This is a genomic window from Dokdonia sp. R86516 (assembly GCF_044596715.1).
Lineage (GTDB): Bacteria > Bacteroidota > Bacteroidia > Flavobacteriales > Flavobacteriaceae > Dokdonia.
The window spans coordinates 2,904,390-2,928,317 of sequence record NZ_CP138998.1 but is presented as its reverse complement, the minus strand read 5'-3'; the positions used below and the strand labels follow the sequence as shown (position 1 = coordinate 2,928,317).

Sequence of the window (23,928 nt, the reverse complement as noted above, 5' to 3'; positions counted from 1 at the left end):
TTAAAATTTATCTGTCCATTCATAGCATTTATATATGAAAATATTAGAAGGAAAAACCGCTATCATCACTGGTGCTAGCCGTGGAATAGGAAAAGGAATAGCAGAAGTATTTGCACAACATGGAGCAAATGTTGCTTTTACATACAGTTCGTCATCTGCAGCGGCAGATGAACTAGAGAAAAGTCTAGAAAATACAGGTGTAAAAATTAAAGGATATAAAAGTAACGCAGCAGATTTTGAGCAGGCTCAGGAGCTTGTGAAGAATGTACTTGAAGATTTTGGAACTATTGATATTCTTGTAAATAATGCAGGTATTACTAAGGATAATCTTCTTATGCGTATGTCTGAAGAGGATTTTGATAACGTTATAGAGGTAAACCTTAAGTCTATTTTTAATATGACTAAAGCGGTGCAGCGCACGATGCTCAAAGCTCGTAAAGGAAGTATCATTAACATGAGTTCTGTAGTGGGTGTAAAAGGAAATGCTGGTCAAGCAAACTATGCTGCCTCAAAGGCTGGAATGATAGGTTTCTCTAAGTCTATGGCGCTTGAGCTAGGTTCTCGTAACATACGTACAAACGTGATTGCGCCTGGTTTTATTGAGACGGAGATGACAGGAAAACTAGATGAAGCTACTGTAGATGGATGGAGACAGTCTATACCATTAAAACGTGGTGGAAGTCCAGAAGATATAGCAAACGCTTGCGTATTTCTTGCTAGTGATATGAGTGCATACATCACAGGTCAAGTTATCAATGTAGATGGAGGTATGCTTACGTAATTTACCAGCTAACTAAGCACTACTAATCATCAAGTATTTTGAGATAAGAATTACCACAACATTTGCAAACAGAAACATTATTACTAATTATTGGAGCTGCTATTCTCGCCTTGGGAATAGCGGTTTTCCAGTACTTTTATAAGGCAAAATATAAGACCGGTCGGAATAAGGTTTATGGACTTATTAGGTTTTTATCTGTTTTTGGATTGCTTCTTCTTTTAATAAACCCAACCTATAAGCAGGTTACGTATGTTACTGTAAAGCCATCACTTGCGGTGGCCTTAGATAATACTTCAAGTATTAAACATTTGGGATATGATGATGAAAGTGAAGATTTAGTATCACGCTTTCGCGAAAGCGAATCTTTAAACAACACTTTTGACGTACAGTATTATAGTTTTGGTCAAGAATTTAAACGTTTAGATACTTTAGATTTTAAAGAAAAGCAGACTAGTATTTCTAACGTTCTCCATAGTCTTGAGGACATTTACGGAACAGAAATAGCACCAGTAATCCTACTCACCGATGGAAATCAAACCTATGGTGAAGCTTATCAATACACTTCAAAAAACCTTAATCAACAGATATATCCCGTAGTTTTAGGAGATACAGTTACCTATGATGATCTCAAACTGGGGCAGGTAAACGTAAATAGATATGCGTATATCAATAACAAGTTTCCGGTAGAGATTTTTGCCTCTTATAACGGTAACAATACTGTAAACTCGCAATTAACGGTAACCTCTGGAGGTAAAGTACTGCATTCTGAGCGAGTTGCTTTTAGTCCACAAAGGAAATCACAGGTTTTTAATTTATTACTACCCGCAACCAGCGTAGGAGTGAGGCAATATAGTGTGCAGCTAACCGCTACTGCATCAGAAAAAAACACAAAAAACAACAGTAAGAATTTTGCAATTGAAGTTATTGATCAAAAGACAAATGTTCTTATTGTGAGTAACATTGTGCATCCGGATGTGGGTATGCTCAAAAAAAGTATAGAGAGTAACAGATTGCGCACGGTTACTTTTTCAAATGCAGTAGAAAGCATAAGTAAACTCAATGATTACGAGTTAGTAATATTGTACCAGCCAGATGCTAGTTTTAAAAGCGTGTACGATCAACTTGATGGATTATCAAAAAATAGTATTACCATCGGTGGAGCAAATACAGAGTGGAATGCTGTAAATACCTTCCAGAATACCATTAATCAAGAGGTTACTGGACAGCAGGAAGAAGTTCAAGGAGCGCTCAATGTGAATTTTTCTGCTTTTGTGATAGAAGATATAGGATTTGCTGACTTTCCGCCGTTAAAGACAAGCTTTGGTGACGTTAATTTTAAGACAGAAGTAGATGTTGCACTGACCCAGACTATAGGATCTTTTAATACAGAAAATCCACTTATAGCAACTACTGATACAAATGGACAGCGCGAAGTATACATTCTAGGAGAAGGATTATGGAGGTGGCGAGCACAAAGTTTTATAGATAATAGCAGCTTTGAAAAATTTGATAATTTTATTGATAACCTTGTACAGTATGCTGCGTCTAATAAGAAAAAAAGTCGCCTTAATATAGACTATGATTCTTTCTATTATGGTAACGGTGATGTTACTTTATACGCTCAATATTTTGATAAAAACTACACTTTTGATTCACGAGCGCGTCTATCAATACGTGTAATTCATGAGGATACTAAAAAAGTGACAGATATACCTTTGTTACTTAAAAAGAACACGTACCAAGTAGCTATGAACAATCTCGAGCCTGGTAACTATAAGTTTACTGTATCTGTTGTAGATCAAGGCCTAGCTCGTTCCGGAAGTTTTACGATTATTCCTTTTGATATAGAGCAGCAATTTTTAAATGCAAATGTAACAGACCTACGTGCTTTAGCCTCTAATACAGAAGCAGCTCTTTATACGAGTGCAATGGGAGATCAGCTTATAGACAATCTCGTGCGAGATACTCGATACAAACCGGTACAGAAAAGCACAGAAAAAATTGTACCTTTAATTGACTGGAAATGGTTGTTATTTATGATAGCTTCATTACTTTCTATTGAGTGGTTTATGCGCAAGTATAACGGACTTACTTAAACAAAAATTCAAAAAAAATTATGGAAAAATTACCAAAGATTGGAGTGCCTATAGTGATAGGTATTATTATTTTATTAGTACTAATAACAAAATCTGCTGTAACTATAGATTCTGGAGAGGCAGGGGTGTTATTTAAAACATTTGGCAATGGTGTGGTAACAGATGAGCCTCCTATGAGTGAAGGTTTTCATCTAGTAGCGCCTTGGAATAAGGTATACGTCTATGAGGTAAGACAGCAAGAACTCTTTGAAAAAATGAAAGTGCTTTCTTCAAACGGATTAGAGATTCAAATTGATGCCTCTGCCTGGTATGAACCAGTATATGATCAATTAGGAAACTTACATCAATCTCTAGGACAAGATTATTTGCAAAGAGTAATACAGCCTGCTATTAGATCTGCTGCCCGTAGTGTGGTAGGTAGATATACTCCAGAGCAATTATACTCGAGTAAAAGAGATGCTATTCAAGACGAAATTTTTGCAGAAACTAAGACTATATTGTCAAAGCAGTATGTACAACTTAATGAGGTATTAGTAAGAGATGTAACGTTACCTATCACTATAAAAGAAGCTATTGAGCGTAAACTTAGACAAGAACAAGAATCTCTTGAGTATGAGTTTAGACTTGTAACAGCTTCAAAAGAAGCAGAGAAAGTACGTATTGAAGCGCAAGGTAAAGCAGATGCAAATAAAATTTTAAGTGCATCTTTAACAGATAAAATTCTTCAAGATAAAGGGATTGATGCTACTATCGAGTTATCTAAATCACCTAACTCTAAAGTGGTGGTTGTAGGTTCTGGTGATTCTGGACTACCTTTAATTTTAGGAAATAATTAGAATACAACATAAAACTATAAGAAAGCGTTAAGAATACGCTTTCGCGAAAGCTTATATCTTTACAATCCACGCGAATTCACGTGTGGATTGTAAAGATTTTTTTATGTATAGATATCAGAAAATACTTTTCTTGTTTGGATTCATACTTGCTATAAGCTGTGGTCAAAACGTAGAAAGTCAAAATAGCAAAAAGGGTTATGCGCCTGAAGCAGTAAAGAAAACGTTTCAAGCAAAATATCCAGGAGAGAATGATCCAGACTGGCACGTTGACTCAAATGGGAATTATGAATCTAGGTTTAGAATAGATGGAGTACGTCACAGAGCAGACTTTAGTCCTAACGGTTCATGGATTGAGACAGAGGTAAGTATCGAGAAGGACGATTTACCTAAAGTTGTTCAAAGAGCGATAGATGATAATTACTCAGACGAAGAAATAACAGAAATAGAACGCGTTCAAAGCGCCGAAAAAGGATTGTTTTACGATGTAGAGTTTAAGAGGAAAGGAAAGAATATGGATATTGAGTTTAATGAATCTGGAGTTAAGATTAATTAAGACTAGACAACAATAGTAGTTATAAAAAAACCACCTAATAGGTGGTTTTTTTATGTTTCATCTTTTTTTTTGGGTCGTTTGCATCGTTGGCCAACTGTTCCTTTAATCTGATGGCTTTGGCTACCCAGCGATCATTTTTAATTCTATCTGGGAAGAACTTAATGAGCTTAGTGATAATTTCAATATCTTCTTTAGTTAAGCGGCTTATTTGATCAAATGTATAAATCCCTAATTCATTTAATTTGGCTTCTGTGTAAGGTCCAATACCTATTATTTTTTGAAGTTCATTTTTATCAGATGCTTGAGCCGTGCCTATTCTTTCAAAATTAATAAGGTCCGTGTAGTCTTTCTCTACTACTTTCTCAGAAATTACTTCCTGAGAAAAGGCTCGACTTCTCACTTTTATGTGATCAAACTCTTCATCCATCCTGTCTTTTCTAAAAACACCATCAGCTTTACGATCTAACTCATCCTGTAAATTATTAACAGTCTCTTTTAAAGTATTTATGCGCTCATTTTGTGCCTCGAGATTCTTTTTAAGAACAATTTTACTATATAAATGAGAACCTATATACCCAATTAGAAAAGCAACAAGGGTCATCACAAACGTTTCTAAGTATGCAACAGGTATTGATATAGCGTCTTGTGATACTGTCATGTTAATCTACTATAATTTCTATTCTGTTATTTTCTTGTCTGCCAGATAAGGTTTTGTTAGTTGCAATTGGTTCTTCCTCACCTCGAGAAGTTGCTGTTATTTTGCGTCTTGGTATACCTCTTCTTGCTGTAAGGTACCATTTTACTTGTCTGGACATTTTGAGCCCTTGATTAAAATTGTCGACACTACTTCCCACATTATCAGTATGGCCTAGTATGGTAACTTTTTTATCTGGATTTTCTTTTAGAATCTTTTTAAGTTCTGTCGCATATACTACTAATTCCTTATCAAGTATAAGATCTGTATTATTATAACGAGGGTAAAAGACATTGCTAGAAAAAGAAGGTCCCATAAATGAGTTAAGCTCTTTTTCTAACTCTAGTATAGGTTCGTCGCTAGTGATGTCTATCGTGTCACTAATTGCGATAGATTTTTGAATTTCTTCTGCAAGCAGGGAAGAGGTTTCGTGTTCAATTCCATATAGATCTAAACTGTCTGGAGCAAAACTGTTAGTAGGTGAGTCTGATTTTGTGGCAATAACAACGGGTGGTTCTTGATCTTTTGTTTTAGGGGTGTTTTTTTCTAAATTATCTTTCTCGTTAACAATTTGTTGTACAGAACTGTCACTCGCAGCCTCTCTAGTACTTACAAAGTAAATACAACCAGAAGTCCAAATTAAAAAAACGAAGAATGCCCCAAAAAATCCCTTCATTGATAATGTTAAGCAAGCGCTATTGTCTTTAATAAACGCTAACTTCAAAGTTACAGAAAAGTTGTCGATGTTAAGAAATAATAAAATCAGGTTATCCACTTGTTTTTAACAAAAGACTTCTTAAATTTGCTACAGAAATGAAATTGAACAAAACACATCATCACCACACTACAGCAATCGCTCAAGCGAGGTAGTTTGGTATGTAAATAAATCATATAAAACCCGTTTGAGATACTCAAACGGGTTTTTTCTTTTTTGGGTACTTTAAACACAAACCAACAAAAATGAGTCAAAAAATTAGAATTGCTATTCAAAAATCTGGACGTCTTAATGAGGAATCACTACAACTATTAAAAAATTGTGGTGTTTCTATTGATAACGGTAAAGATCAACTCAAAGCAACTGCTAGAAATTTTCCGCTAGAAGTTTTATACTTACGTAATGGTGATATCCCACAATACTTAAGAGACGGAGTGGTAGATATCGCAATACTTGGAGAAAATACTCTTATAGAAAAAGGAAAGGATCTTCCTATTATAGAGAGACTAGGTTTTTCAAAATGCAAGGTGTCACTAGCAATCCCAAAAGGACAAGAATACAACTCTGTAAAAGATCTTGAAGGTAAGCGCATTGCAACTTCATACCCTAATACAGTAAGAGAATATCTAGCCGAAAAAGGTGTAAACGCAGAGCTACACATCATTAACGGTTCGGTAGAAATTGCTCCAAATATTGGACTTGCAGATGCTATCTGTGATATAGTTTCTAGTGGTAGTACATTATTTAAAAATAATCTTAAGGAAGTAGAGCAAATGCTCACCTCTGAGGCTGTTCTTACTGCGTCACCTACTATTTCTGACGAGCGTAAAGAGCTATTAGAAACACTTAAATTCCGTATACAATCTGTACTTGCAGGACAACGCAGTAAATATGTACTTATGAATGTGCCAGACGCAAAACTTGATGATGTTATCGCAATGCTTCCAGGTATGAGAAGTCCTACGGTTTTACCACTAGCACAAGAAGGCTGGAGTAGTGTACACTCAGTGATAAATAAAGATAGCTTTTGGGATGTGATAGATAATCTCAAAAAAGCAGGTGCAGAAGGAATACTTGTATGCCCAATCGAAAAAATGGTGCTATAATTTTACGTTGCTATGAATAAGATTTATAATCCAGAAAGAAGTGAGTGGGCAGAAATTTTAAAAAGACCTACTCAAACTGTAGATGATATAGAAGCCACCGTCACCGATATTTTTAAGGAAGTAAAGGAAAAAGGAGATACTGCGGTAGCAAAGTACACAAGCATCTTTGATAATGTGACTCTTGAGAGCACTGCGGTTACTGATACAGAAATAGAGGAAGCGCAAGAGCTTATATCTACCGAGTTAAAGGAAGCCATACAACTTGCAAAAGGTAATATTGAACGTTTTCACACAGCTCAAAAAACAGAGAGAGTAGCTATTGCTACTACAGAAGGTGTAGATTGCTGGCAAGAAAAAAGACCTATTCAAAAAGTGGGGCTTTATATACCGGGAGGTACAGCGCCATTATTTTCTACTATCTTAATGCTTGCAACGCCAGCAAATATCGCTGGTTGTAAAGAGATAGTATTATGTACACCACCAGATAAAGAAGGAAAGGTAAACCCTGCCATTCTTTATACAGCAAAGCTAAGCGGAGTTACAAAAATCTTTAAAGTAGGAGGTATTCAGGCTATTGCTGCGATGACCTTTGGTACAGAGAGCGTTCCTCAAGTTTATAAAATATTTGGACCAGGTAATCAGTTTGTGACTGTTGCAAAGCAGCTTGCTACAAAGCACGGTGTAGCTATAGATATGCCAGCAGGCCCATCAGAATTACTTGTTGTGGCAGATGATGCTGCTCAGGCAAGTTTTGTAGCTTCAGACTTATTAAGTCAGGCAGAGCACGGTGTTGATAGTCAGGTGATCTTGGTTTCTACATCAAAGGATTTGATAGACGAGGTAGAAAAAGAAGTAGAAGAGCAGATGAGTACGCTTTCGCGAAAGCGTATTGCTGAAAAAGCTATTGATAATAGCAAGCTCATTTATGTAAAAGATGATGAGACGGCACTCGCGCTGATAGATGAATACGGTCCAGAACACTTTATAGTTTGCACCTCAAATGATGACTACTATGTAGATAATATAGGGAATGCGGGGTCTGTTTTTATAGGCAACTATACGCCAGAAAGCGCTGGAGATTATGCATCTGGTACAAACCACACCTTACCTACAAACGGTTATGCTAAGCAGTACAGCGGTGTAAATCTAGATAGTTTTATGAAGTCTATGACATTTCAAAAAATATCTGAAACTGGAATAAAAAATATAGGTCGTGCTATAGAACTTATGGCAGAGGCAGAGGGTCTTGATGCTCATAAAAATGCGGTAACTCTTAGACTTAACGCAATAAAATAAAGCAGTAAAGATTATTAAGTACGTATAGCACAATGAACAAATTTGACATAAATAAGCTCGTAAGAGCAAATGTTGCAAGAATGAAACCGTACTCTTCTGCGCGAGATGAGTTTACAGATTTTGATAAAGAAATGGTTTTTCTAGATGCAAATGAAAATCCGTTTGATAATGGTGTAAACCGTTATCCAGACCCGCAACAGCGTAGTTTAAAGAGTTTGGTAGCCTCTCAAAAAAAGGTCTCAGAATCTCAGATTTTACTAGGTAACGGAAGCGACGAGGTGCTCGATCTTATTTTTAGAGCATTCTGTAATCCTGGAGTAGATGGTATTATTACGGTACCACCTACTTACGGTATGTATAATGTACTGGCAGGTACAAATGACGTAGCAAATACAGAGGTACTTCTTACCGAAGATTTCCAACTGGATACTAAAGGTATTCTGAATGCTGTGAGTGATACTACAAAGCTCATTTTTATATGCTCACCAAATAATCCTACGGGTAATATGATCAAACCGGATCTTATTATTGAGGTTTTAGAAAACTTTAATGGGTTAGTAGTTCTTGATGAGGCATATATAGATTTTGCAGCAGCAGAGAGTTGGATATCACAGTTAGAAAATTATCCTAACCTTGTAATCACTCAAACGCTTTCTAAGGCTTACGGTCTTGCTGGTATACGTCTAGGTTTATGCTTTGCAAGTAAAGAAGTTATTGCGATTCTTAATAAAATTAAGCCTCCTTATAATGTAAATGCATTAACGCAAGATCGCGCTTATGATAGATTGAGCGATTTACGTATGATTCATAATGAGGTAGATACCTTACTTGATAATAGAAAAACACTAGCAGCTGTGCTTAAAGATGTGGCTTTTGTAGAAAAAGTATATCCGTCTGACGCAAACTTTATTTTAACTAAAGTAGACGATGCAAACAAGCGTTATAACCAGCTTATAGAAAAAGGGATAGTTGTACGCAATCGCAGCACACAGGCGCTTTGTGAGAACACACTACGTTTTACAGTAGGGACCAAAGAAGAAAATACAACACTAATAAACGCATTAAATACAATACAGTAATGGCAAAAAAAGTACTTTTTATCGACCGCGATGGTACAATGATTAAAGAAACGGTAGATGAACAAATCGATGCGTTTGAAAAAATGATTTTTTACCCTAAGTGTTTTACTTGGTTAGGTAAGATTGCTCAAGAGCTCGATTATGAGCTAGTGATGATCACAAATCAAGATGGTTTAGGTACAGATTCTTTTCCAGAAGATACATTCTGGCCAGTGCACAACTTCATTATGAAGTCTTTTGAAAATGAAGGTGTTGTTTTTGATAATGTATTTTTAGATAGAACTTTTCCGCACGAAAATAAAGACACTAGAAAGCCTGGAACCGGTTTACTTACACAATACTTTTCTGAGGAGTATGATCTCAAAAACTCTTTTGTAATAGGTGATAGACTTACAGATATGCAACTAGCGACAAATCTGGGAGCCAAAGGAATCTATATAAATGATAACACAAACCTCGGTACTGGTGAGATTACCATATCTGAAGATGAGCTCAATAAAGACATCGCGCTAGAGACAAACGACTGGCAAAAAATATACGAGTTTTTAAAATTAGAAAGTCGTGTTGCTACGCTTGCGCGAAAAACTAATGAGACAGACATAAACATCACCCTTAACCTAGACGGTACGGGTAAATCTAGCATAGATACAGGTCTAGCTTTCTTTGACCATATGCTTGACCAGATAGCGCGTCACGGGCAAATGGATCTAGACATTCAAGTAAAAGGAGACCTTGAGGTAGATGAGCACCACACTATAGAAGACACGGCAATCGCACTAGGAGAAGTGTTTGCCATTGCTTTAGGTAATAAATTAGGAATAGAGCGTTACGGTTTTTGCCTGCCTATGGATGATTGTCTTGCACAAGTTGCCATAGATTTTGGCGGTAGAAACTGGCTCGTATGGGAAGCAGATTTTAATCGTGAGATGATAGGCAAAATGCCTACAGAGATGTTTTACCACTTCTTTAAATCATTTACAGATGGTGCAAAGGCAAACCTAAATATCAAAGCCGAAGGAACAAACGAGCACCACAAGATTGAAGCTATCTTTAAGGCATTTGCAAAAGCTATTAAAGTAGCCGTAAAGCGTGATGCAGATAAAATGATTCTTCCATCTACAAAAGGAATGTTATAATGAAAATTGTGATCATTAATTATGGCGCTGGAAACATCCAGAGCATAAAATTTGCCATAGAGCGCCTTGGTTATCAGGCGGTCTTAAGTGATAGTGAAGAAGAAATACGTAGTGCAGATAAAGTCATTTTTCCTGGAGTAGGTGAGGCGAGTAGCGCTATGAGTAAATTACGAGAGACTGGTCTTGATAAAGTGATTCCTACACTCACACAGCCTGTGCTGGGTATCTGTCTGGGTATGCAATTAATGTGTACAGGTTCAGAAGAAGGAGATACTATAGGACTTGATATTTTTAATGTAGATGTAGTACGCTTTCGCGAAAGCGTAAAAGTCCCACAAATACAGTGGAACACCATTAATAATCTATCATCACCACTTTTTAATCAAGTAGCCGAAGATTCTTTTATATATATGGTGCACAGTTTTTATGCTCCCGTAGTAGAAGACACGATTGCGACTACTACGTACGGACTTCCTTACAGTAGTGCTCTTGCCAAAAATAATTTTTATGGAACTCAGTTCCACCCAGAAAAAAGTAGCGCTGTAGGAGAGCAAATACTTAAAAACTTTTTAGAATTATGAGAATAATACCTGCTATAGATATCATAGATGGTAATTGTGTGCGACTCTCAAAGGGAGATTATAACACAAAGAAAATATATAATGAAAATCCGCTGGAAGTTGCAAAGCAGTTTGAGGCACACGGTATCACGCATTTACACCTTGTAGATCTAGATGGCGCAAAAAGCAAGCACATTGTAAACCACAAAATTCTTGAGCAAATAGCTACAAAGACTGCGTTAAAAGTAGACTTTGGAGGAGGTCTTAAAACAGACGAAGATTTACGCATTGCCTTTGAGAGCGGAGCTTCTCAAATAACTGGTGGTAGTATTGCTGTGAAAAATCCAGATACGTTTAAAAGCTGGTTGTCAAAATTTGGCAGTGATAAAATTATCTTGGGAGCAGATGCTCATCATCGTAAAATTGCTATCTCTGGCTGGCTAGAGGAGTCTGATGATGATGTGGTGGAGTTTATAAACGCTTATCAAAAAGAAGGTGTCTCTTATGTAATCTGTACAGATATAAGTAAAGATGGTATGCTAGAAGGGCCTAGTTTTGACCTCTATCAAGAAATACTTGCTAGCACACCAGACTTAAAACTTATAGCTTCTGGAGGAATTTCTACCTTTGACGAGTTGCCAAAGCTTGCAGAGATGGGCTGTGAGGGAACTATTATAGGGAAGGCAATCTATGAGAATAGAATCTCATTGAAGCAACTAGAAGATTTTATACTAAGTTAGAACGTATAGATATGATTAATACCTGGCATCAAGATTTTAAGGACAATGCTATTTTTAGACTAGAAGAGAATGTGCGTATGATAAGTATTGCGCTTTCTAAGGTGGTAGAAGAGGAGTTGTGGACAAAGCAAAACCAGAGTCTCAATACACTTGGTAACCAGTTATTGCATATCTGTGGGAATATGACGCAATATATCGTTTCTGGACTAGGAGGTAATCCAGATGAGCGTAATAGAGAAGAGGAGTTTAGTACCGAAGATGGTTTTACAAAAGATGAGTTGCTACAACGACTTTTACTTACGGTTCAAACTTCTACTACTATTATTGATGATGCTACACCAGAAAATCTTTTAAAAAAGAGAAACGTACAAGGTTTTGAGCTTTCTGGTACTGGTATCGTATTACACGCAGTGGAGCACTTCTCATATCACACGGGGCAGATCGCTATGCAAGTAAAACTTGTTATAGACCAGCCCCTTGGGTTTTATGAGGGAATGAACTTAAACACTCTTAATGAAGAAGATTAAAACTCTTTCTTTAAAAATTTAATAATTTCAGATCTTACTTCTTCTTGATAAAGTGAGTGACCAAAACCTTCGGTCTCAATGTAGGTGCTTCCTTTCCAGTTTTTATGGATGTTTTGTGAGGCAGATACAGGAGTGATTTTATCAAACTTATCGTGGATTATTAAAGCAGGTAGGGTAAGCTCTTTTGCAAAAGCTGCACCAGAAAAACCTTTAAAATCGAAACCAAATAACTCCTTTACGAGCTGTTCAAGAGAATTCATCGTTCTATTGTTGAGTCCAAGTATAGCTCTGTAACCTACCATTATCTCACTAAGCTCTGATGCAGATCCTAGTATTACTGCAGATGTAAATTGTGTAGGTTTATAAGTATACTGATGAAAAACCGTAGCTAGCCCACCTATAGAATGTCCTATAATATGGTCCGGTTGGTATCGTTGTACCGCTTCTTCTATGGCTTTTGCATAACGAGGCACATTGAGCAATGTCCCTGTAGAGTTACCGTGAGCCGGTGCATCTATGGCATAGATGTCATAGTTTTCTTGCTGTAGTTCTTCTACTAGTTTAAACCAGCGATGCGTGTTGCTCTCCCAGCCGTGTATGAGAAGTACTTTTTTACCAGTGCCTTCCCAGCGATATGCTTGTAAATCACAGGATCCAGAAGTAAAGCGCTCATACGTAGCTTTATTAAGGTAATCTATTTGATCACCATAAGGTTTTCCTTTGCGCGGAGTACAAAATATATTAAAAGCTTGCTGTGCCGCAGCTTTTGGGTTTGCTATACTTAGTGCGTTGATTTTTGCTCCTATTAATTTAGGAATAAATCTTTGTAAAGTCTTTTTCAAAATTTTTATTCTTCTCGGTAAACAGAATCTGGTGAAAACGCAGGAGTACAAATAGCCATATACTCACACTCTGCATCAAAGGGATTGCTGTATTGCACTCTCGTGTTACGATTGATCTTAATACTTTGCCCTGCGTGTAGTACAATAGTGTCTCCGTCTATAATAAACTGTTTTTTACCTTTTATGATATACGTGTACTCATCAAACTCTGGAGTTTGAAATGGCTCACTCCACCCAGGTGGAGCAATCATATGAGCGATGCTTATATCATTATTGCCATCTGTCGCTTTTCCCCAGTGCTCCTCTATGGTTTTACCATCTGTAGTAGGCACAATAAAAGGGCTTTTTTGAATCTTATAACTCATATTACCAGCTTATTTGGACATATTTGATAGGAGCGTCATCCGGAATTTGGGAGAGCTCTACTTTAGATTGTGTGTCAAACATAAGCTCAGATGGAAGGTGCTTTTTATCAATTGTAAAAAAGATGTCATTATCCTCGATAAGCACCACAATAGTAGAGATTAAGTTATCTATGCGTTTAATCTTATAACCGTCTTGAATATCCTTAAAGGTACTTTTGGTTGTAACGCCTTCAGTTGTTTTATAGCGCTCATCATATACTCGAATATAGTTAATGGTCGCATCACTTTCACTTGAGCTTGGACCTAGTTCTAGTAGCTTTTTACCTCCTTTTTCAAATACAGTTACATATCCTTGTGGCGTCCTAAAATCTGTACTTCCACTAGCATCTACAAGACTGTCATTTACAAAAGTTGTTTTTAGTTCGCTTACCTTGGTTGTTTTCGTAAGAGGTCCTACAGTCTCATTAGAGATACTGAAGTTGCCAGAATCGCTACAACTTGCTACAATAAGGCCTAATAGTGATAATGTTATAAAGTGTTTTTTCATAAAATATGGATGCACATTAAGTGCAATAAGTGATATTATTTATTTTAAAACTAACGTTAGATTAGTTTAAAACATTTTAAGAATTTGTAGTTTATTTGAGCATTTTACCAAGTATACCAAATACTCCACGTATTACTGTAGCACTTGTAAGTACTTTGATTAACGCTTTTGCACCAGCGCTTTGTGTACTTTTCGAACTTGATGATCTCGAAGAGCTTTTTGTTGCTTTTGCTCGCTCTTCTTTTGCTTTTTCCTTTGCTTCAGATTCGTTTGCTTTATCAATCTTTTTCTGTAAAAGTTCGTAAGCACTCTCACGATCTGTGAGTTCGCTATACTTTTCTACAAGTTCAGATCTGTCGTTGAGACTATTAATTTCTTTTTGAGTAAGCACGTCCATACGGGACATAGGAGCACGCAACATGGTTGCCGCAAGTGGAGTAGGGCGACCTTTCTCATCAAGAGCAGATATTAATGCTTCACCTATACCTAACGATGTTAATACAGACTTGGTATCATAATATGGAGAATCTGGATAGTTTTCGGCAGTAAGTTTTATTGCTTTTCTATCTTTTGCAGTAAAGGCACGTAATGCATGTTGCACTTTTAGACCTAGCTGACTCAATACTCCATCTGGAATATCTGTTGGGTTTTGTGTTACAAAATAAATCCCAACTCCTTTAGAACGTATTAATTTTACAATACTCTCTATCTGGCTATGCAGTGCTTTTGAGGCTTCTTTAAAAATAAGATGCGCTTCGTCTATAAAAATTACAAGCTCTGGCTTACCGCTATCACCTTGCTCTGGAAAGGTAGAGTAAATCTCTGCTAGCAAGCTTAACATAAATGTAGAAAACAGTTTAGGTCTATCTTGAATATCGGTAAGACGAATCACGTTTATAACGCCACGTCCATCCTCTGTTTTTCTTGTAAGATCATCTGTGTCAAAAGACTTCTCCCCAAAAAAGATATCTGCTCCTTGTTGTTCTAGTTCCACTATTTTACGCAAGATAGATCCAGAAGAAGCTGGAGATATTCTTCCATAATTTTCTTCTATCTCTGCTTTTCCTTCTTTAGTTGCGTATTGTAAGATTTTCTTGAAATCTTTTAAATCTAGTAATGGCAATTTATTATCATCACTATATTTAAAAAGAATAGAGATGATACCAGATTGTGCCACCGTAGCATCAAGTATACGAGAGAACAGTACAGGTCCAAACTCACTTACCGTTGCTCTCAGGCGCACGCCATTTTGCTCAGATAGCGTGAGTAGTTCTACAGGAAAGTCTTTGGCCTCAAAGGGAACACCAATTTTAGCATGGCGCTCATCTATCTTTACGTGACCAGGACTTGCTTTTGCAATACCAGAGAGATCCCCTTTCATATCCATCAAAAGGACAGGGATACCTTTGTCAGATAAGTTTTCGGCTATTATTTGTAGTGTTTTCGTTTTACCAGTTCCGGTTGCTCCGGCTATAAGCCCGTGGCGGTTTAAAGTTTTGAGAGGCACTTTTACGTGCGCATTTGTAATAGTCTCGCCCTCTAGCATTGCAGCTCCCATAGTTATAAAGTCTCCCTTAAACGTGTTACCGGCATTTATAAATTCTAAAAATTCTTCTTTTTTATCCATATTGGTGGGTTGTTAGTGCGCTTTCGCGAAAGCGAACTACATCATGTACTCTAAAGCTTAAAAATACATAATCCTTAAAAAAGGTTCTCATCTATATGTACATTTATTGTCTAAAAACAATCTATATGAAAAGCCTTCTCTTAAGCGCCTTGAGTTTATTACTTCTAATATCTTGTCAAGAAAGACAATCTCTTATAAGACAAGTGCCAGAAACCAAAATTGAAATTAATGAAAAACCGGTCTTTCATAAATCTCATGAAATTACAAAGAAAGACGCACCTTTTTCTGACGTCGTACAAGTGGGCAGTATGTATTTTTTATCTGGTCAAATTGGTTTAAATCAAAAAAACCGAACATTAGTACCAGGAGGAATAACAGCCGAAACAACCCAAACTTTAGAGAACATAAAAGAGGTGTTAGCACAACACGATATGGATATGACTAATGTGGTTAAGGCACTCGTGATACTTGATAATATAGAAGATTTCAAAGCCTTTAATGAAGTATATACATCTTATTTTCCTCAAAAGCCTGCTAGAACAACCTTTGCTGCCGAAGCTCTTGCGCTAGGGGCAAAAATTGAAATAGAGGTGGTTGCTGTTAAAAAATAATAACTACCTTTTAGAAAAAAAATGAAGTTATTAGCCAGGTTCTCTTCCATACTCGTATGTCTCACATTCTTGAACTGTGATAATGACGATTCGTTTTCTTCAAATAATATAGATGAGCGAGTAATACTACCTGAGATTGCAATAATAGGGGATGACCTCACTACTGGAGGAAATTTTAACCTTGTAGAATGGACCGCATCTTATGAAGACATGACTACTAAAGATCTTCAAGAAACGATTGGGTTTGAGTTTGGCTTCTTGCAAAGTACCATGGGGACAGAATTTGCATTTGCACTAGATTTTCCATCAACATCCTATGTGTTTTATGATATTGTTACAGGTGGTATGAGAAGTGTGACAGATTTTTTTAACCCTGAGAATGCTACAAATAATTTTTATACTGTAAATACTGGTCAAAGTTTGCTTACCTATTATCTCGATGCTACGAGTAGTTGTTGTGACATTTATGTACACAACTTTAATCAAATATCTGGTGCAAGTTCTGAGTCTTATTTGGGTAATGCAGATGTTGCGCCTGTGCAGTTTAATGTTTTTGCTAGTGGTGATAAATCTTTTGCCATAGGAGTAGATACTTTTACGGGAGTGCGTAAATTATTTGTAACTAGTGCCATAGATGGAGAGCGCCTAGGTGTTATAGATGTGAGTGAGTATGGTGGATTTATGTATAATGATGTACGAGATGAGATGTACCTCTTTAGTTTTAACGAGGACGTGTTAACTCATGTTGTTCTTGACTTGAGCATCTTTATAACAAGTGAACTTTCTTCCTTTCCTTTAGGATTAAGTATAAGTGAAGGCTATAATGAAGCCCAGTTCTCTCAAAATGAAATGGTTTTTAAGGAGTTTGACGGGATTACGTCTAGCATTTACACTTATGACACCAATACCATAGAAACTTATGACAGTACGGATTTAATAAACAGAATTTTTGAAGAAACAGGTCGAGGGATCAATATTGTAAATACGTCAATAGATGTTAATACAAGCACCTACGTGGTGATGGGAACCTATACTGAGGACAATATTACACACGGGATGGTGGTATTGATGAGCTTAGATAAGGATGTGTTACTCACGTTAGATACAGGTAATGTGAGACCTCAACAAGTGATCTTCTTAAGAGATTAATAAAAAAAAACACCACTTCGAGTGAAGTGGTGTTTTTACTGTATAACTACTTTAGTAATTTATTAAATATCATCAAAGCTTACATCTGTAAACTTCTCAGGGCTCATGTGGCTAGGTTTCTCTGAAGAAACAGCTCCTGAGTCTACAACTTCTGTTGGCTCTGGGCGTGAGTAATCATTCTGGTGACGGTCTGATATTACTTCTTCTCCTTTTTCATCAAGAATGTATGAAGTCATATCATTTAAGTTTTCTGTAAAACCAGCAAAATCTTCTTTGTATAAGTAGATTTTATGCTTCTTAAAATGGAAAGAACCATCATCATTTGTAAACTTCTTGCTCTCTGTAATGGTAAGGTAATAATCTCCTGCCTTCGTAGATCTTACATCAAAAAAGTAAGTGCGTCTTCCAGCTCTTAAAACTTTTGAGAAAATCTCTTCATTGTCACGTCCTTCGTAATCACTCATAATATTCCTTATTGTTTGGATTGTGTTTATCTACTTCAAAAATGATAAAAAATTAGCCATTGCCCAATTATTTCTACATTTCTTTTTCGTCTAGTTGTTTTACGTAAAGTTCTTTATAGTAGCCTTCTCGCTCTATTAGTTGATTATGAGAACCTTGCTGTGTGATTTTCCCATCTTCTATGATAAGAATTTGATCGGCATTTTTTGCAGATGATATTCTGTGACTTACGATAATTGTAGTTGTATCGGTCGTTAGTTTCTCAAGATTATTAAGAATTTCTTCTTCAGTCTCTGTATCTACTGCGCTTAAACAGTCATCTAGAAGTAATATTTTTGGATTTCCTATAAGAGCTCTGGCAATGGATACACGCTGCTTTTGGCCTCCAGAAAGTGTGATTCCACGCTCTCCTAAAATAGTGTCATACCCATTTTTAAAATCAATGATGTTGTGATGTACAGATGCCGCTTTCGCGAAAGCGTAAACCTGTTCATCACTAGCGTCTGTATCGCCAAACTTGATATTCTCACCTATGGTATCAGAAAACAAGAACGCATCTTGAGGTACATATCCTATTTCTGAACGCAAATCATCAAGATTAACGTCTTTCATAGCATAGCCGTCTATTTGAATTACACCACTTGTGACGTCGTATAACCTCCCTATAAGTTCAAGAATAGTTGACTTTCCAGAGCCTGTAGGACCTATAATCGCTAGAGTTTTTCCAGGTTTTATTGAGAATGAAACATCTTTTAATGCTGTGATATTAGTGTCATCATAGGTGAATGTAACCTCTTTAAACTCGATAGCGCCAGTAATAGGTGTGTGGCTACTTACATTATTCTGAATTTCAGGTGCTATTTCTAAAAATTCATTAATACGTATTTGTGAAGCTTCGGCTGCTTTAATTATAGAGGTTACCCATCCTACGGTTGCTACAGGCCACGTAAGCATGTTTACGTACATGATAAATTCAACTAGCGTACCTAAATCTTTTATGGTACCGTCTATATATTGTTGTCCTCCCACAAAGATCACTATGAGATTACTAGCACCTATTAACCCTATCATAAGAGGGAAAAAGAAAGCTTGTACTTTTACGAGATCTAAGTTTTTCTCTTTGCTATCTTCACTAAGCTGTGCAAAATCTTTAAAAGTATTTGCCTCTAGCGTGTAAGCTTTAATCACAGAAATCCCGCTAAAGGATTCTTGAGTAAACGTTGTAAGTTTTGAGAGATACTCTTGAACGATAGTACTCCTTACGTGTATCGCGCGACTTAGTTTATATATAGCAATAGACAGTATAGGTAAAGGAATAAGAGTGTAAGCGGCTAGGGAAGGAGCCATTCTCACCATATAAGGTATTACAACTGCAAATAAAACGAGTGCTTGCAAGAGGTACATGATTGCAGGACCTACATACATACGTACTTTAGTCACATCTTCAGAGATGCGATTCATGAGGTCTCCGGTTCTGTTCTGCTTGTAAAAGCCTAGGCTTAATCTCTGGTATTGCTGGTATACATCATTTTTAAGGTCTGCTTCTATAAAACGAGAAACTACAATAATAAGCTGTCTCATTAAGAAGGTAAAAAAACCAGATAGCAGGGCTGCTCCTAATAATAGGCCCAATTTAAAGAGCATAGATTTTTTTAGACCAGCGAGATTGTCCCCTCCAGCATTGATGTAAGTCTCTACGTCGTTTACAATGTCACCTACGATATCCACATTAAAAACGGCAAAGACACGAGCCGCGATTACTATAAAGAAACCGGCTATAAGACGCCATTTATATCGTAAAAAATACTTGTTAAGAGATTTTAATGCACCCATCGCCGTACTGCAATTTTTTTGAAGCGCTAAGGTCGGTTTTTTTTAAGACCTATGCGAGCCAAATTTTACTACAACATAATCGATAAAACATGGAGATACTTTTAGAAATACTGTATTTTTGCACCGATTTTAAAAATGATCTTTTTTCATTTTATAACTATATTAAAAGTTCTTTGTCGCTATGTTAAACAGACGCCATATCCGTGTCAAAGTAATGCAAACCATCTACGCACTAAGTAGTAAGGAGCATTTTGATCTTCAACAAGAAGATAAATTTACAGTGGAGAGTATGAATCAGATGTACAATCTGTATCTCTTAATGCTAGATTTGATGGTGGAGGTTCACGCTTTCGCGAAAGCGGAACAAGAAAAATTCTCTAAAAAGATTCTAGCAACCGAAGAAGAAAAAAATCCCAACACAAAGTTTATCCAAAACCAAGTGCTTGTCAAACTATCTGACAATGCAGAGTTGCGCGATGAAATAAGTAAGCGCAAACTGAAAAACTGGAGAATAAACGATGAGTATGTAACACTTATTTATAACGAACTTATAAATAGTGAGTTATATGCCTCTTATATGGAACAAGAAGAGTCTGATTTCAAATTAGATAAAAAGTTCCTTGTTGCTGCCTACACAGAGATTATTGCTCCTAATGATAAACTATATGATTATATAGAGGATGCTCGTCTTACTTGGATAGATGATATACCTATGGTAAACATGGCTGTATTAAAGCGTATAGGGAAGATGAAACCTGCATCTCCAGAATCTATGTTGCTTCCAGTACTCTTTAAGAATGATGAGGATTTACTATTTGGAACTACCTTACTAGAGAAAACCGTTGCCAATGAGGAGTTTTTATCTTCCGAAATTTCTGCAAACACACCTAATTGGGATAAAGAACGTATCGCAGATGTAGATATGGTATTGATAAAAATGGCGCTTTGCGAATTTTTGAAATTCCCTACCATTCCTGTGAAAGTAACTATCAATGAGTACCTTGAGATTGCAAAGGAATACTCAACCCCTAAGAGTAGCATTTTTATAAACGGAATCCTTGACAAGCTCGTAAAACAGTATGAGTCAGAAAAAAGGTTAAAGAAAGAGGGTAGAGGTTTGAAATAACTAAATTTTCTTATTTTTACATATCATTATTTAATAAAAAACAACAATGAAAAAAGGTTTATTAGTATTAGGAGTACTTTCGGCTATGTTATTTACTTCATGTAAGGAAGATGCGGCTAGCAAAGTAAAAGAAGAAAATGTAGAAGTTGCTGCAGCAAGAGATGCACAAGCTACTGTTTATCCAGTTATAGCTTTTGATGAATCTGAATTTGATTTTGGAAACATTGAAAAAGGAACAACTGTTGAGCACAAATTTACATTTACAAACACTGGTAAAGCACCATTAGTAATTGTAGATGCAAAGAGCTCTTGTGGTTGTACTATACCAGAATATTCTAAAAATCCAGTAGCTCCAGGAGAAAAAGGAGAATTACTTGTAAAATATAACGGTAGTGGTGCAAACCAAGTAACTAAAACCGTTACAATCAAAGCAAACACTGAGAAAGGTACAGAGACTGTACTTATCAAAGCATTTGTAAACCCTGCTGCAGGAGCAGCTAAATAAGCAATATGGGCGAAGGAATGCAGGGCATACTAGGCCCACTTTTACTCTTTACGGTATTTATAGTATTTTTTATTGTATTGCCACAGCGTAAAAAAATTAAACAAGAAAAGAACTTTGATAAAGATCTTAAGAAAGGAGATCGCGTGATCACTAAAAGTGGTTTACATGGTAAAATTCTTGAGCTTAACGATAACGGTACTTGTGTATTAGAAACAATGTCAGGTAAGATGAAATTTGAGAGATCTGCACTATCTATTGAGATGAGTCAGGCCTTAAATAAACCTGCTGGAGAAGTTAAGAAGTAATCTTATCAAAAGAACTTATTATAAAAAAAGCCCTCGCATTTGCGAGGGCTTTTTTGTTTTTAGAGTCGCGTCCTTAAAAAAGTGAAAAGTTATCCTTAGAATAAGAACAACTTTTTGAAAATTAATATGTATTTGACTCACCTAAAAAGGCAATGTTCTGTACTTTGAGTTTATGAGGAAATGAGATAAGTCATATCATTAAAGTTCGTGCTTACTAAAATACAGTATGCATTGAGCAAATAGAGCTTAACTTTGGTTTTAAAACATGATGATATGTGATATTCTTAGATATGCCCTCGCAATTGCGCATAAAAAAGCCTCACCATGATGGTGAGGCTCTTAATATAACTTTGTGAGTGACCTTTCTTATTTAATAATTCCTCCACAAGAGATGCGCTTACCTGCTGCACCACTAGGTTGCGATGTAAAGTCATCTGTACCTTGGTGTACAATAATTGCTTTACCTACGATATCTTTTTTTGGATCTCCACAACCTATACACCACTGGTCTGAGCTCATTGTGATGGTTCCATTTCCGCTTTCATCAGCAGGGAAGTTTCCTATATCACCTTTGTGATATCCTTCTGCTGCGCCCCACTTACCGTGTTGCTCGTTTGTAGGATTCCAGTGTCCTCCTGTAGATTTTCCATCTTCGCTAGAGCAATCTGCACTCTCGTGTATGTGTATTGCGTGCATACCCTCGTCAAGACCACCTATAACGGCTGTAAAATTTACTTGGCCGTCTTCTTCTTTAAACACTACGCTACCTGTAGCTTTGCTGCCACTTTTAGGTTCAAGTTTCATTATAACCTTTTGAGCTACGGGTGCAGCAGTAGCTTCTACTTCGACAGCTACTTCTTCTACTTCTTCCACTTTCTTTGCATCTTTCTTACAACTTGCTAGGGTAGCAGTAGCTAGTATTGCTAGAGTAATATACTTCAATTTCATAATTTTAGATTTTGTGATTAGTATTTATAACCTCTAAGATACCAAGGCTAGCTTAGAAATACTAAACATTTATAAAACCTTTTAGATACTTATAGTACTCAGTGCTGGTGTATCGGTAATATTCTGAGGGTTTAATGCATATTGAAATACACCACTTTCACCTACTGCAATAAGCAAGTCACCTTGAATTATCACATCAAATGCCAGTTTATCAATACTATGCACTAGTATAGATTCTGCAGGGTTTGATACATCAAATATTTTAATTTCATCATCACATACGATAAGGTAGTCACCGTAAAGACCTAATCCTTTTGGGAATGTGAGCTGGCGAACGTTAATAAGCATAGGATTGAGCACATCAGATACATCATAAACCTCTAGCTGATTTACAAAACCATTGCAACCTAAGTCACTCCATAAGGTTACAAATGCATATTGATCATTTGCTACCACGGGATCACAAGAAGTGAAGTGCTGTACAGAAGATAATTGTTCTGGAAACTCTGGATTATTTACACTATAAATAAACATCCCATTACGAGATCCTATATAAAGATAATCCCTGTAGCTGAATAGTGTTTCAATATCAAAACCTATGCGTACCGTATTAACCAGTACTGGCTCTGTAGTATTTGTAATATTAAATACATTTAGATCTTCATTATCTACCGTATAGAGGTAGTTGTCTTTTATAACAAAGGTTGCAAGTGAGCCGCCTTGACCTACACTATCTGCTGTGCTCAAAGACTCACCACTGCTAGTTCCGTCAGAACTACATCCTAGTGCAACAATCACTAGGGCAATAATGTATATATACTTTTTCATCTTATTTAATCTTCAAGTTCGTAATCAATGATAATTTCTCCATTTGGGATGTCGTGTATAAATCCATCTGGAGATATTTTAGAAGGAAATACCTCTCTAATGCGCTTTGTTACTTGCAAGTTTGCTGTTTGTTTATCATAAGTAACCGCAATAAGGTCTACAGCTTGATTGATGTAATACACATTATTTTTAATTGCGAGATCTGTTGCTCCAGGTGCCTTTATATAGGCAAGAGCAATAGGTGAAGATGGATTTTCATTATCAAAAATGTGAAAACCCTTGTTCTTTTCGTTTACAAATAGTAAACCGTTTAGAACATAAATTTTACCTGAGTTTACAATGGTTCTAGCGTCTTCAAGGGTGACGCTTGCTTCAAACGTAGGGCGATCAAGTGTAATCGCGTCATAGTTTGTTAATAGGTCAATGGTATCTACATCATCACTATTTGTGTCTGTTACACAGCTCAGTAGTGAGAAAGATACGAGTAGTAGGATACATACGTGTTTCATATAATATAGTTTTGCATAAGATGCAGTAACTACCTATACGTTGCGTGTGCTAAGTAATAGTTTACAATTTAGTAACCTATGTGGTAAAAAAGTTCGAAATGAACTTGAGATTCTTTTCGAACTTTTGGCATAATTAATATTGATTTATGTGA

The 23,928-nt window shown here is 36.4% G+C and carries 27 protein-coding genes; 16 read left to right on the top strand and 11 right to left on the bottom strand.

The window, feature by feature from the left end; translation table 11 throughout:
- Window positions 1–34 precede the first annotated feature (34 nt).
- From fabG to SJY23_RS13120, 4 genes are all read left to right on the top strand, one after another.
- The gene (gene fabG, locus SJY23_RS13135) at window positions 35–781 is read left to right on the top strand and encodes a 3-oxoacyl-[acyl-carrier-protein] reductase (RefSeq protein WP_396596691.1); all 747 of its coding nucleotides are present in this window, start codon (window positions 35–37) and stop codon (window positions 779–781) included.
- A gap of 62 nt (window positions 782–843) precedes the next feature.
- Window positions 844–2,877, top strand: a complete 2,034-nt coding sequence (locus SJY23_RS13130) for a VWA domain-containing protein (RefSeq protein WP_396596690.1) — start codon at window positions 844–846, stop codon at window positions 2,875–2,877.
- A gap of 20 nt (window positions 2,878–2,897) precedes the next feature.
- Window positions 2,898–3,713, top strand: coding sequence for a prohibitin family protein (locus SJY23_RS13125; protein WP_035336775.1), 816 nt, complete (start codon window positions 2,898–2,900; stop codon window positions 3,711–3,713).
- Window positions 3,714–3,816: 103 nt separating this feature from the next.
- Window positions 3,817–4,266, top strand: coding sequence for a PepSY-like domain-containing protein (locus SJY23_RS13120; RefSeq protein WP_396596689.1), 450 nt, complete (start codon window positions 3,817–3,819; stop codon window positions 4,264–4,266).
- 34 nt (window positions 4,267–4,300) lie between these two features.
- Here the strand turns inward: SJY23_RS13120 and SJY23_RS13115 are convergent, their stop codons facing one another.
- Window positions 4,301–4,924 (bottom strand): hypothetical protein, encoded by a 624-nt coding sequence (locus SJY23_RS13115; RefSeq protein WP_396596688.1) that lies wholly within the window; start codon window positions 4,922–4,924, stop codon window positions 4,301–4,303.
- Between the two features lies 1 nt (window position 4,925).
- The gene (locus SJY23_RS13110; RefSeq protein ID WP_396596687.1) at window positions 4,926–5,636 is read right to left on the bottom strand and encodes an OmpA family protein; all 711 of its coding nucleotides are present in this window, start codon (window positions 5,634–5,636) and stop codon (window positions 4,926–4,928) included.
- A gap of 284 nt (window positions 5,637–5,920) precedes the next feature.
- Here SJY23_RS13110 and hisG point away from each other — a divergent pair, with 284 nt between their 5' ends.
- Genes hisG through SJY23_RS13075 form a run of 7 tightly spaced genes read left to right on the top strand, consistent with a single transcriptional unit; the run spans window position 5,921 to window position 12,119 of the window.
- Window positions 5,921–6,781, top strand: coding sequence for an ATP phosphoribosyltransferase (hisG, locus tag SJY23_RS13105; protein ID WP_035336777.1), 861 nt, complete (start codon window positions 5,921–5,923; stop codon window positions 6,779–6,781).
- Window positions 6,782–6,793: 12 nt separating this feature from the next.
- Complete coding sequence (gene hisD / locus SJY23_RS13100) at window positions 6,794–8,077, top strand: histidinol dehydrogenase (protein ID WP_396596686.1); 1,284 nt, start codon at window positions 6,794–6,796, stop codon at window positions 8,075–8,077.
- Between the two features lie 32 nt (window positions 8,078–8,109).
- Complete coding sequence (gene hisC, locus SJY23_RS13095) at window positions 8,110–9,156, top strand: histidinol-phosphate transaminase (protein ID WP_396596685.1); 1,047 nt, start codon at window positions 8,110–8,112, stop codon at window positions 9,154–9,156.
- Window positions 9,156–10,292 (top strand): bifunctional histidinol-phosphatase/imidazoleglycerol-phosphate dehydratase HisB, encoded by a 1,137-nt coding sequence (gene hisB / locus SJY23_RS13090; protein ID WP_396596684.1) that lies wholly within the window; start codon window positions 9,156–9,158, stop codon window positions 10,290–10,292. Before hisC ends, hisB begins: the two co-directional genes overlap by 1 nt.
- Complete coding sequence (gene hisH / locus SJY23_RS13085) at window positions 10,292–10,873, top strand: imidazole glycerol phosphate synthase subunit HisH (RefSeq protein WP_021778957.1); 582 nt, start codon at window positions 10,292–10,294, stop codon at window positions 10,871–10,873. The genes hisB and hisH overlap by 1 nt, the downstream gene beginning before the upstream one ends.
- Window positions 10,870–11,592, top strand: coding sequence for a 1-(5-phosphoribosyl)-5-[(5-phosphoribosylamino)methylideneamino]imidazole-4-carboxamide isomerase (hisA, locus tag SJY23_RS13080; RefSeq protein ID WP_035324881.1), 723 nt, complete (start codon window positions 10,870–10,872; stop codon window positions 11,590–11,592). The genes hisH and hisA overlap by 4 nt, the downstream gene beginning before the upstream one ends.
- A gap of 11 nt (window positions 11,593–11,603) precedes the next feature.
- The gene (locus SJY23_RS13075) at window positions 11,604–12,119 is read left to right on the top strand and encodes a DinB family protein (RefSeq protein ID WP_035336782.1); all 516 of its coding nucleotides are present in this window, start codon (window positions 11,604–11,606) and stop codon (window positions 12,117–12,119) included.
- Here the strand turns inward: SJY23_RS13075 and SJY23_RS13070 are convergent.
- The 4 genes from SJY23_RS13070 to SJY23_RS13055 all read right to left on the bottom strand — a co-directional run bounded on the left by SJY23_RS13070 (window position 12,116) and on the right by SJY23_RS13055 (window position 15,500).
- Window positions 12,116–12,961, bottom strand: a complete 846-nt coding sequence (locus SJY23_RS13070; protein WP_396596683.1) for an alpha/beta fold hydrolase — start codon at window positions 12,959–12,961, stop codon at window positions 12,116–12,118. The two genes, SJY23_RS13075 and SJY23_RS13070, sit on opposite strands and share 4 nt — an antisense overlap.
- Window positions 12,962–12,966: 5 nt before the next feature.
- Window positions 12,967–13,326 carry a cupin domain-containing protein gene (locus SJY23_RS13065; RefSeq protein ID WP_396596682.1) on the bottom strand — a complete coding sequence of 120 codons (360 nt, stop codon included), beginning with the start codon at window positions 13,324–13,326 and terminating at the stop codon, window positions 12,967–12,969.
- Window position 13,327: 1 nt separating this feature from the next.
- On the bottom strand, window positions 13,328–13,873 hold the full coding sequence (locus tag SJY23_RS13060) for a hypothetical protein (RefSeq protein WP_396596681.1): 546 nt from the start codon (window positions 13,871–13,873) through the stop codon (window positions 13,328–13,330).
- Window positions 13,874–13,964: 91 nt separating this feature from the next.
- Window positions 13,965–15,500 (bottom strand): helicase HerA-like domain-containing protein, encoded by a 1,536-nt coding sequence (locus tag SJY23_RS13055; RefSeq protein ID WP_396596680.1) that lies wholly within the window; start codon window positions 15,498–15,500, stop codon window positions 13,965–13,967.
- A 125-nt stretch (window positions 15,501–15,625) separates the two neighbouring features.
- Here SJY23_RS13055 and SJY23_RS13050 point away from each other — a divergent pair, with 125 nt between their 5' ends.
- Entirely contained in the window at window positions 15,626–16,111 is a 486-nt protein-coding gene (locus SJY23_RS13050) for a RidA family protein (RefSeq protein ID WP_035336790.1), read from the top strand.
- 21 nt (window positions 16,112–16,132) lie between these two features.
- Window positions 16,133–17,260: a hypothetical protein gene (locus SJY23_RS13045; protein WP_396596679.1), complete on the top strand. Its 1,128-nt coding sequence runs from the start codon at window positions 16,133–16,135 to the stop codon at window positions 17,258–17,260.
- A 62-nt stretch (window positions 17,261–17,322) separates the two neighbouring features.
- Here SJY23_RS13045 and SJY23_RS13040 read toward each other — a convergent pair whose 3' ends face one another.
- Both SJY23_RS13040 and SJY23_RS13035 read right to left on the bottom strand, forming a co-directional pair.
- Window positions 17,323–17,724: a PUR family DNA/RNA-binding protein gene (locus tag SJY23_RS13040; protein ID WP_035336792.1), complete on the bottom strand. Its 402-nt coding sequence runs from the start codon at window positions 17,722–17,724 to the stop codon at window positions 17,323–17,325.
- Window positions 17,725–17,797: 73 nt separating this feature from the next.
- Window positions 17,798–19,555, bottom strand: coding sequence for an ABC transporter ATP-binding protein (locus SJY23_RS13035; protein ID WP_396596678.1), 1,758 nt, complete (start codon window positions 19,553–19,555; stop codon window positions 17,798–17,800).
- Between the two features lie 214 nt (window positions 19,556–19,769).
- Here SJY23_RS13035 and SJY23_RS13030 point away from each other — a divergent pair, with 214 nt between their 5' ends.
- Genes SJY23_RS13030 through yajC form a run of 3 tightly spaced genes read left to right on the top strand, consistent with a single transcriptional unit; the run spans window position 19,770 to window position 21,491 of the window.
- Entirely contained in the window at window positions 19,770–20,681 is a 912-nt protein-coding gene (locus tag SJY23_RS13030) for a transcription antitermination protein NusB (protein WP_035336795.1), read from the top strand.
- A gap of 46 nt (window positions 20,682–20,727) precedes the next feature.
- Entirely contained in the window at window positions 20,728–21,186 is a 459-nt protein-coding gene (locus tag SJY23_RS13025; RefSeq protein ID WP_035336796.1) for a DUF1573 domain-containing protein, read from the top strand.
- Window positions 21,187–21,191: 5 nt separating this feature from the next.
- Window positions 21,192–21,491, top strand: a complete 300-nt coding sequence (gene yajC, locus SJY23_RS13020) for a preprotein translocase subunit YajC (protein WP_035336797.1) — start codon at window positions 21,192–21,194, stop codon at window positions 21,489–21,491.
- A gap of 366 nt (window positions 21,492–21,857) precedes the next feature.
- On the opposite strand, the gene SJY23_RS13015 is transcribed toward yajC, so the two are convergent.
- From SJY23_RS13015 to SJY23_RS13005, 3 genes are all read right to left on the bottom strand, one after another.
- Window positions 21,858–22,439: a superoxide dismutase family protein gene (locus tag SJY23_RS13015; RefSeq protein ID WP_396596677.1), complete on the bottom strand. Its 582-nt coding sequence runs from the start codon at window positions 22,437–22,439 to the stop codon at window positions 21,858–21,860.
- Window positions 22,440–22,520: 81 nt separating this feature from the next.
- On the bottom strand, window positions 22,521–23,267 hold the full coding sequence (locus SJY23_RS13010) for an LVIVD repeat-containing protein (RefSeq protein WP_396596676.1): 747 nt from the start codon (window positions 23,265–23,267) through the stop codon (window positions 22,521–22,523).
- Window positions 23,268–23,272: 5 nt separating this feature from the next.
- Window positions 23,273–23,776 (bottom strand): hypothetical protein, encoded by a 504-nt coding sequence (locus SJY23_RS13005; RefSeq protein ID WP_396596675.1) that lies wholly within the window; start codon window positions 23,774–23,776, stop codon window positions 23,273–23,275.
- Between the last annotated feature and the right edge of the window lie 152 nt (window positions 23,777–23,928).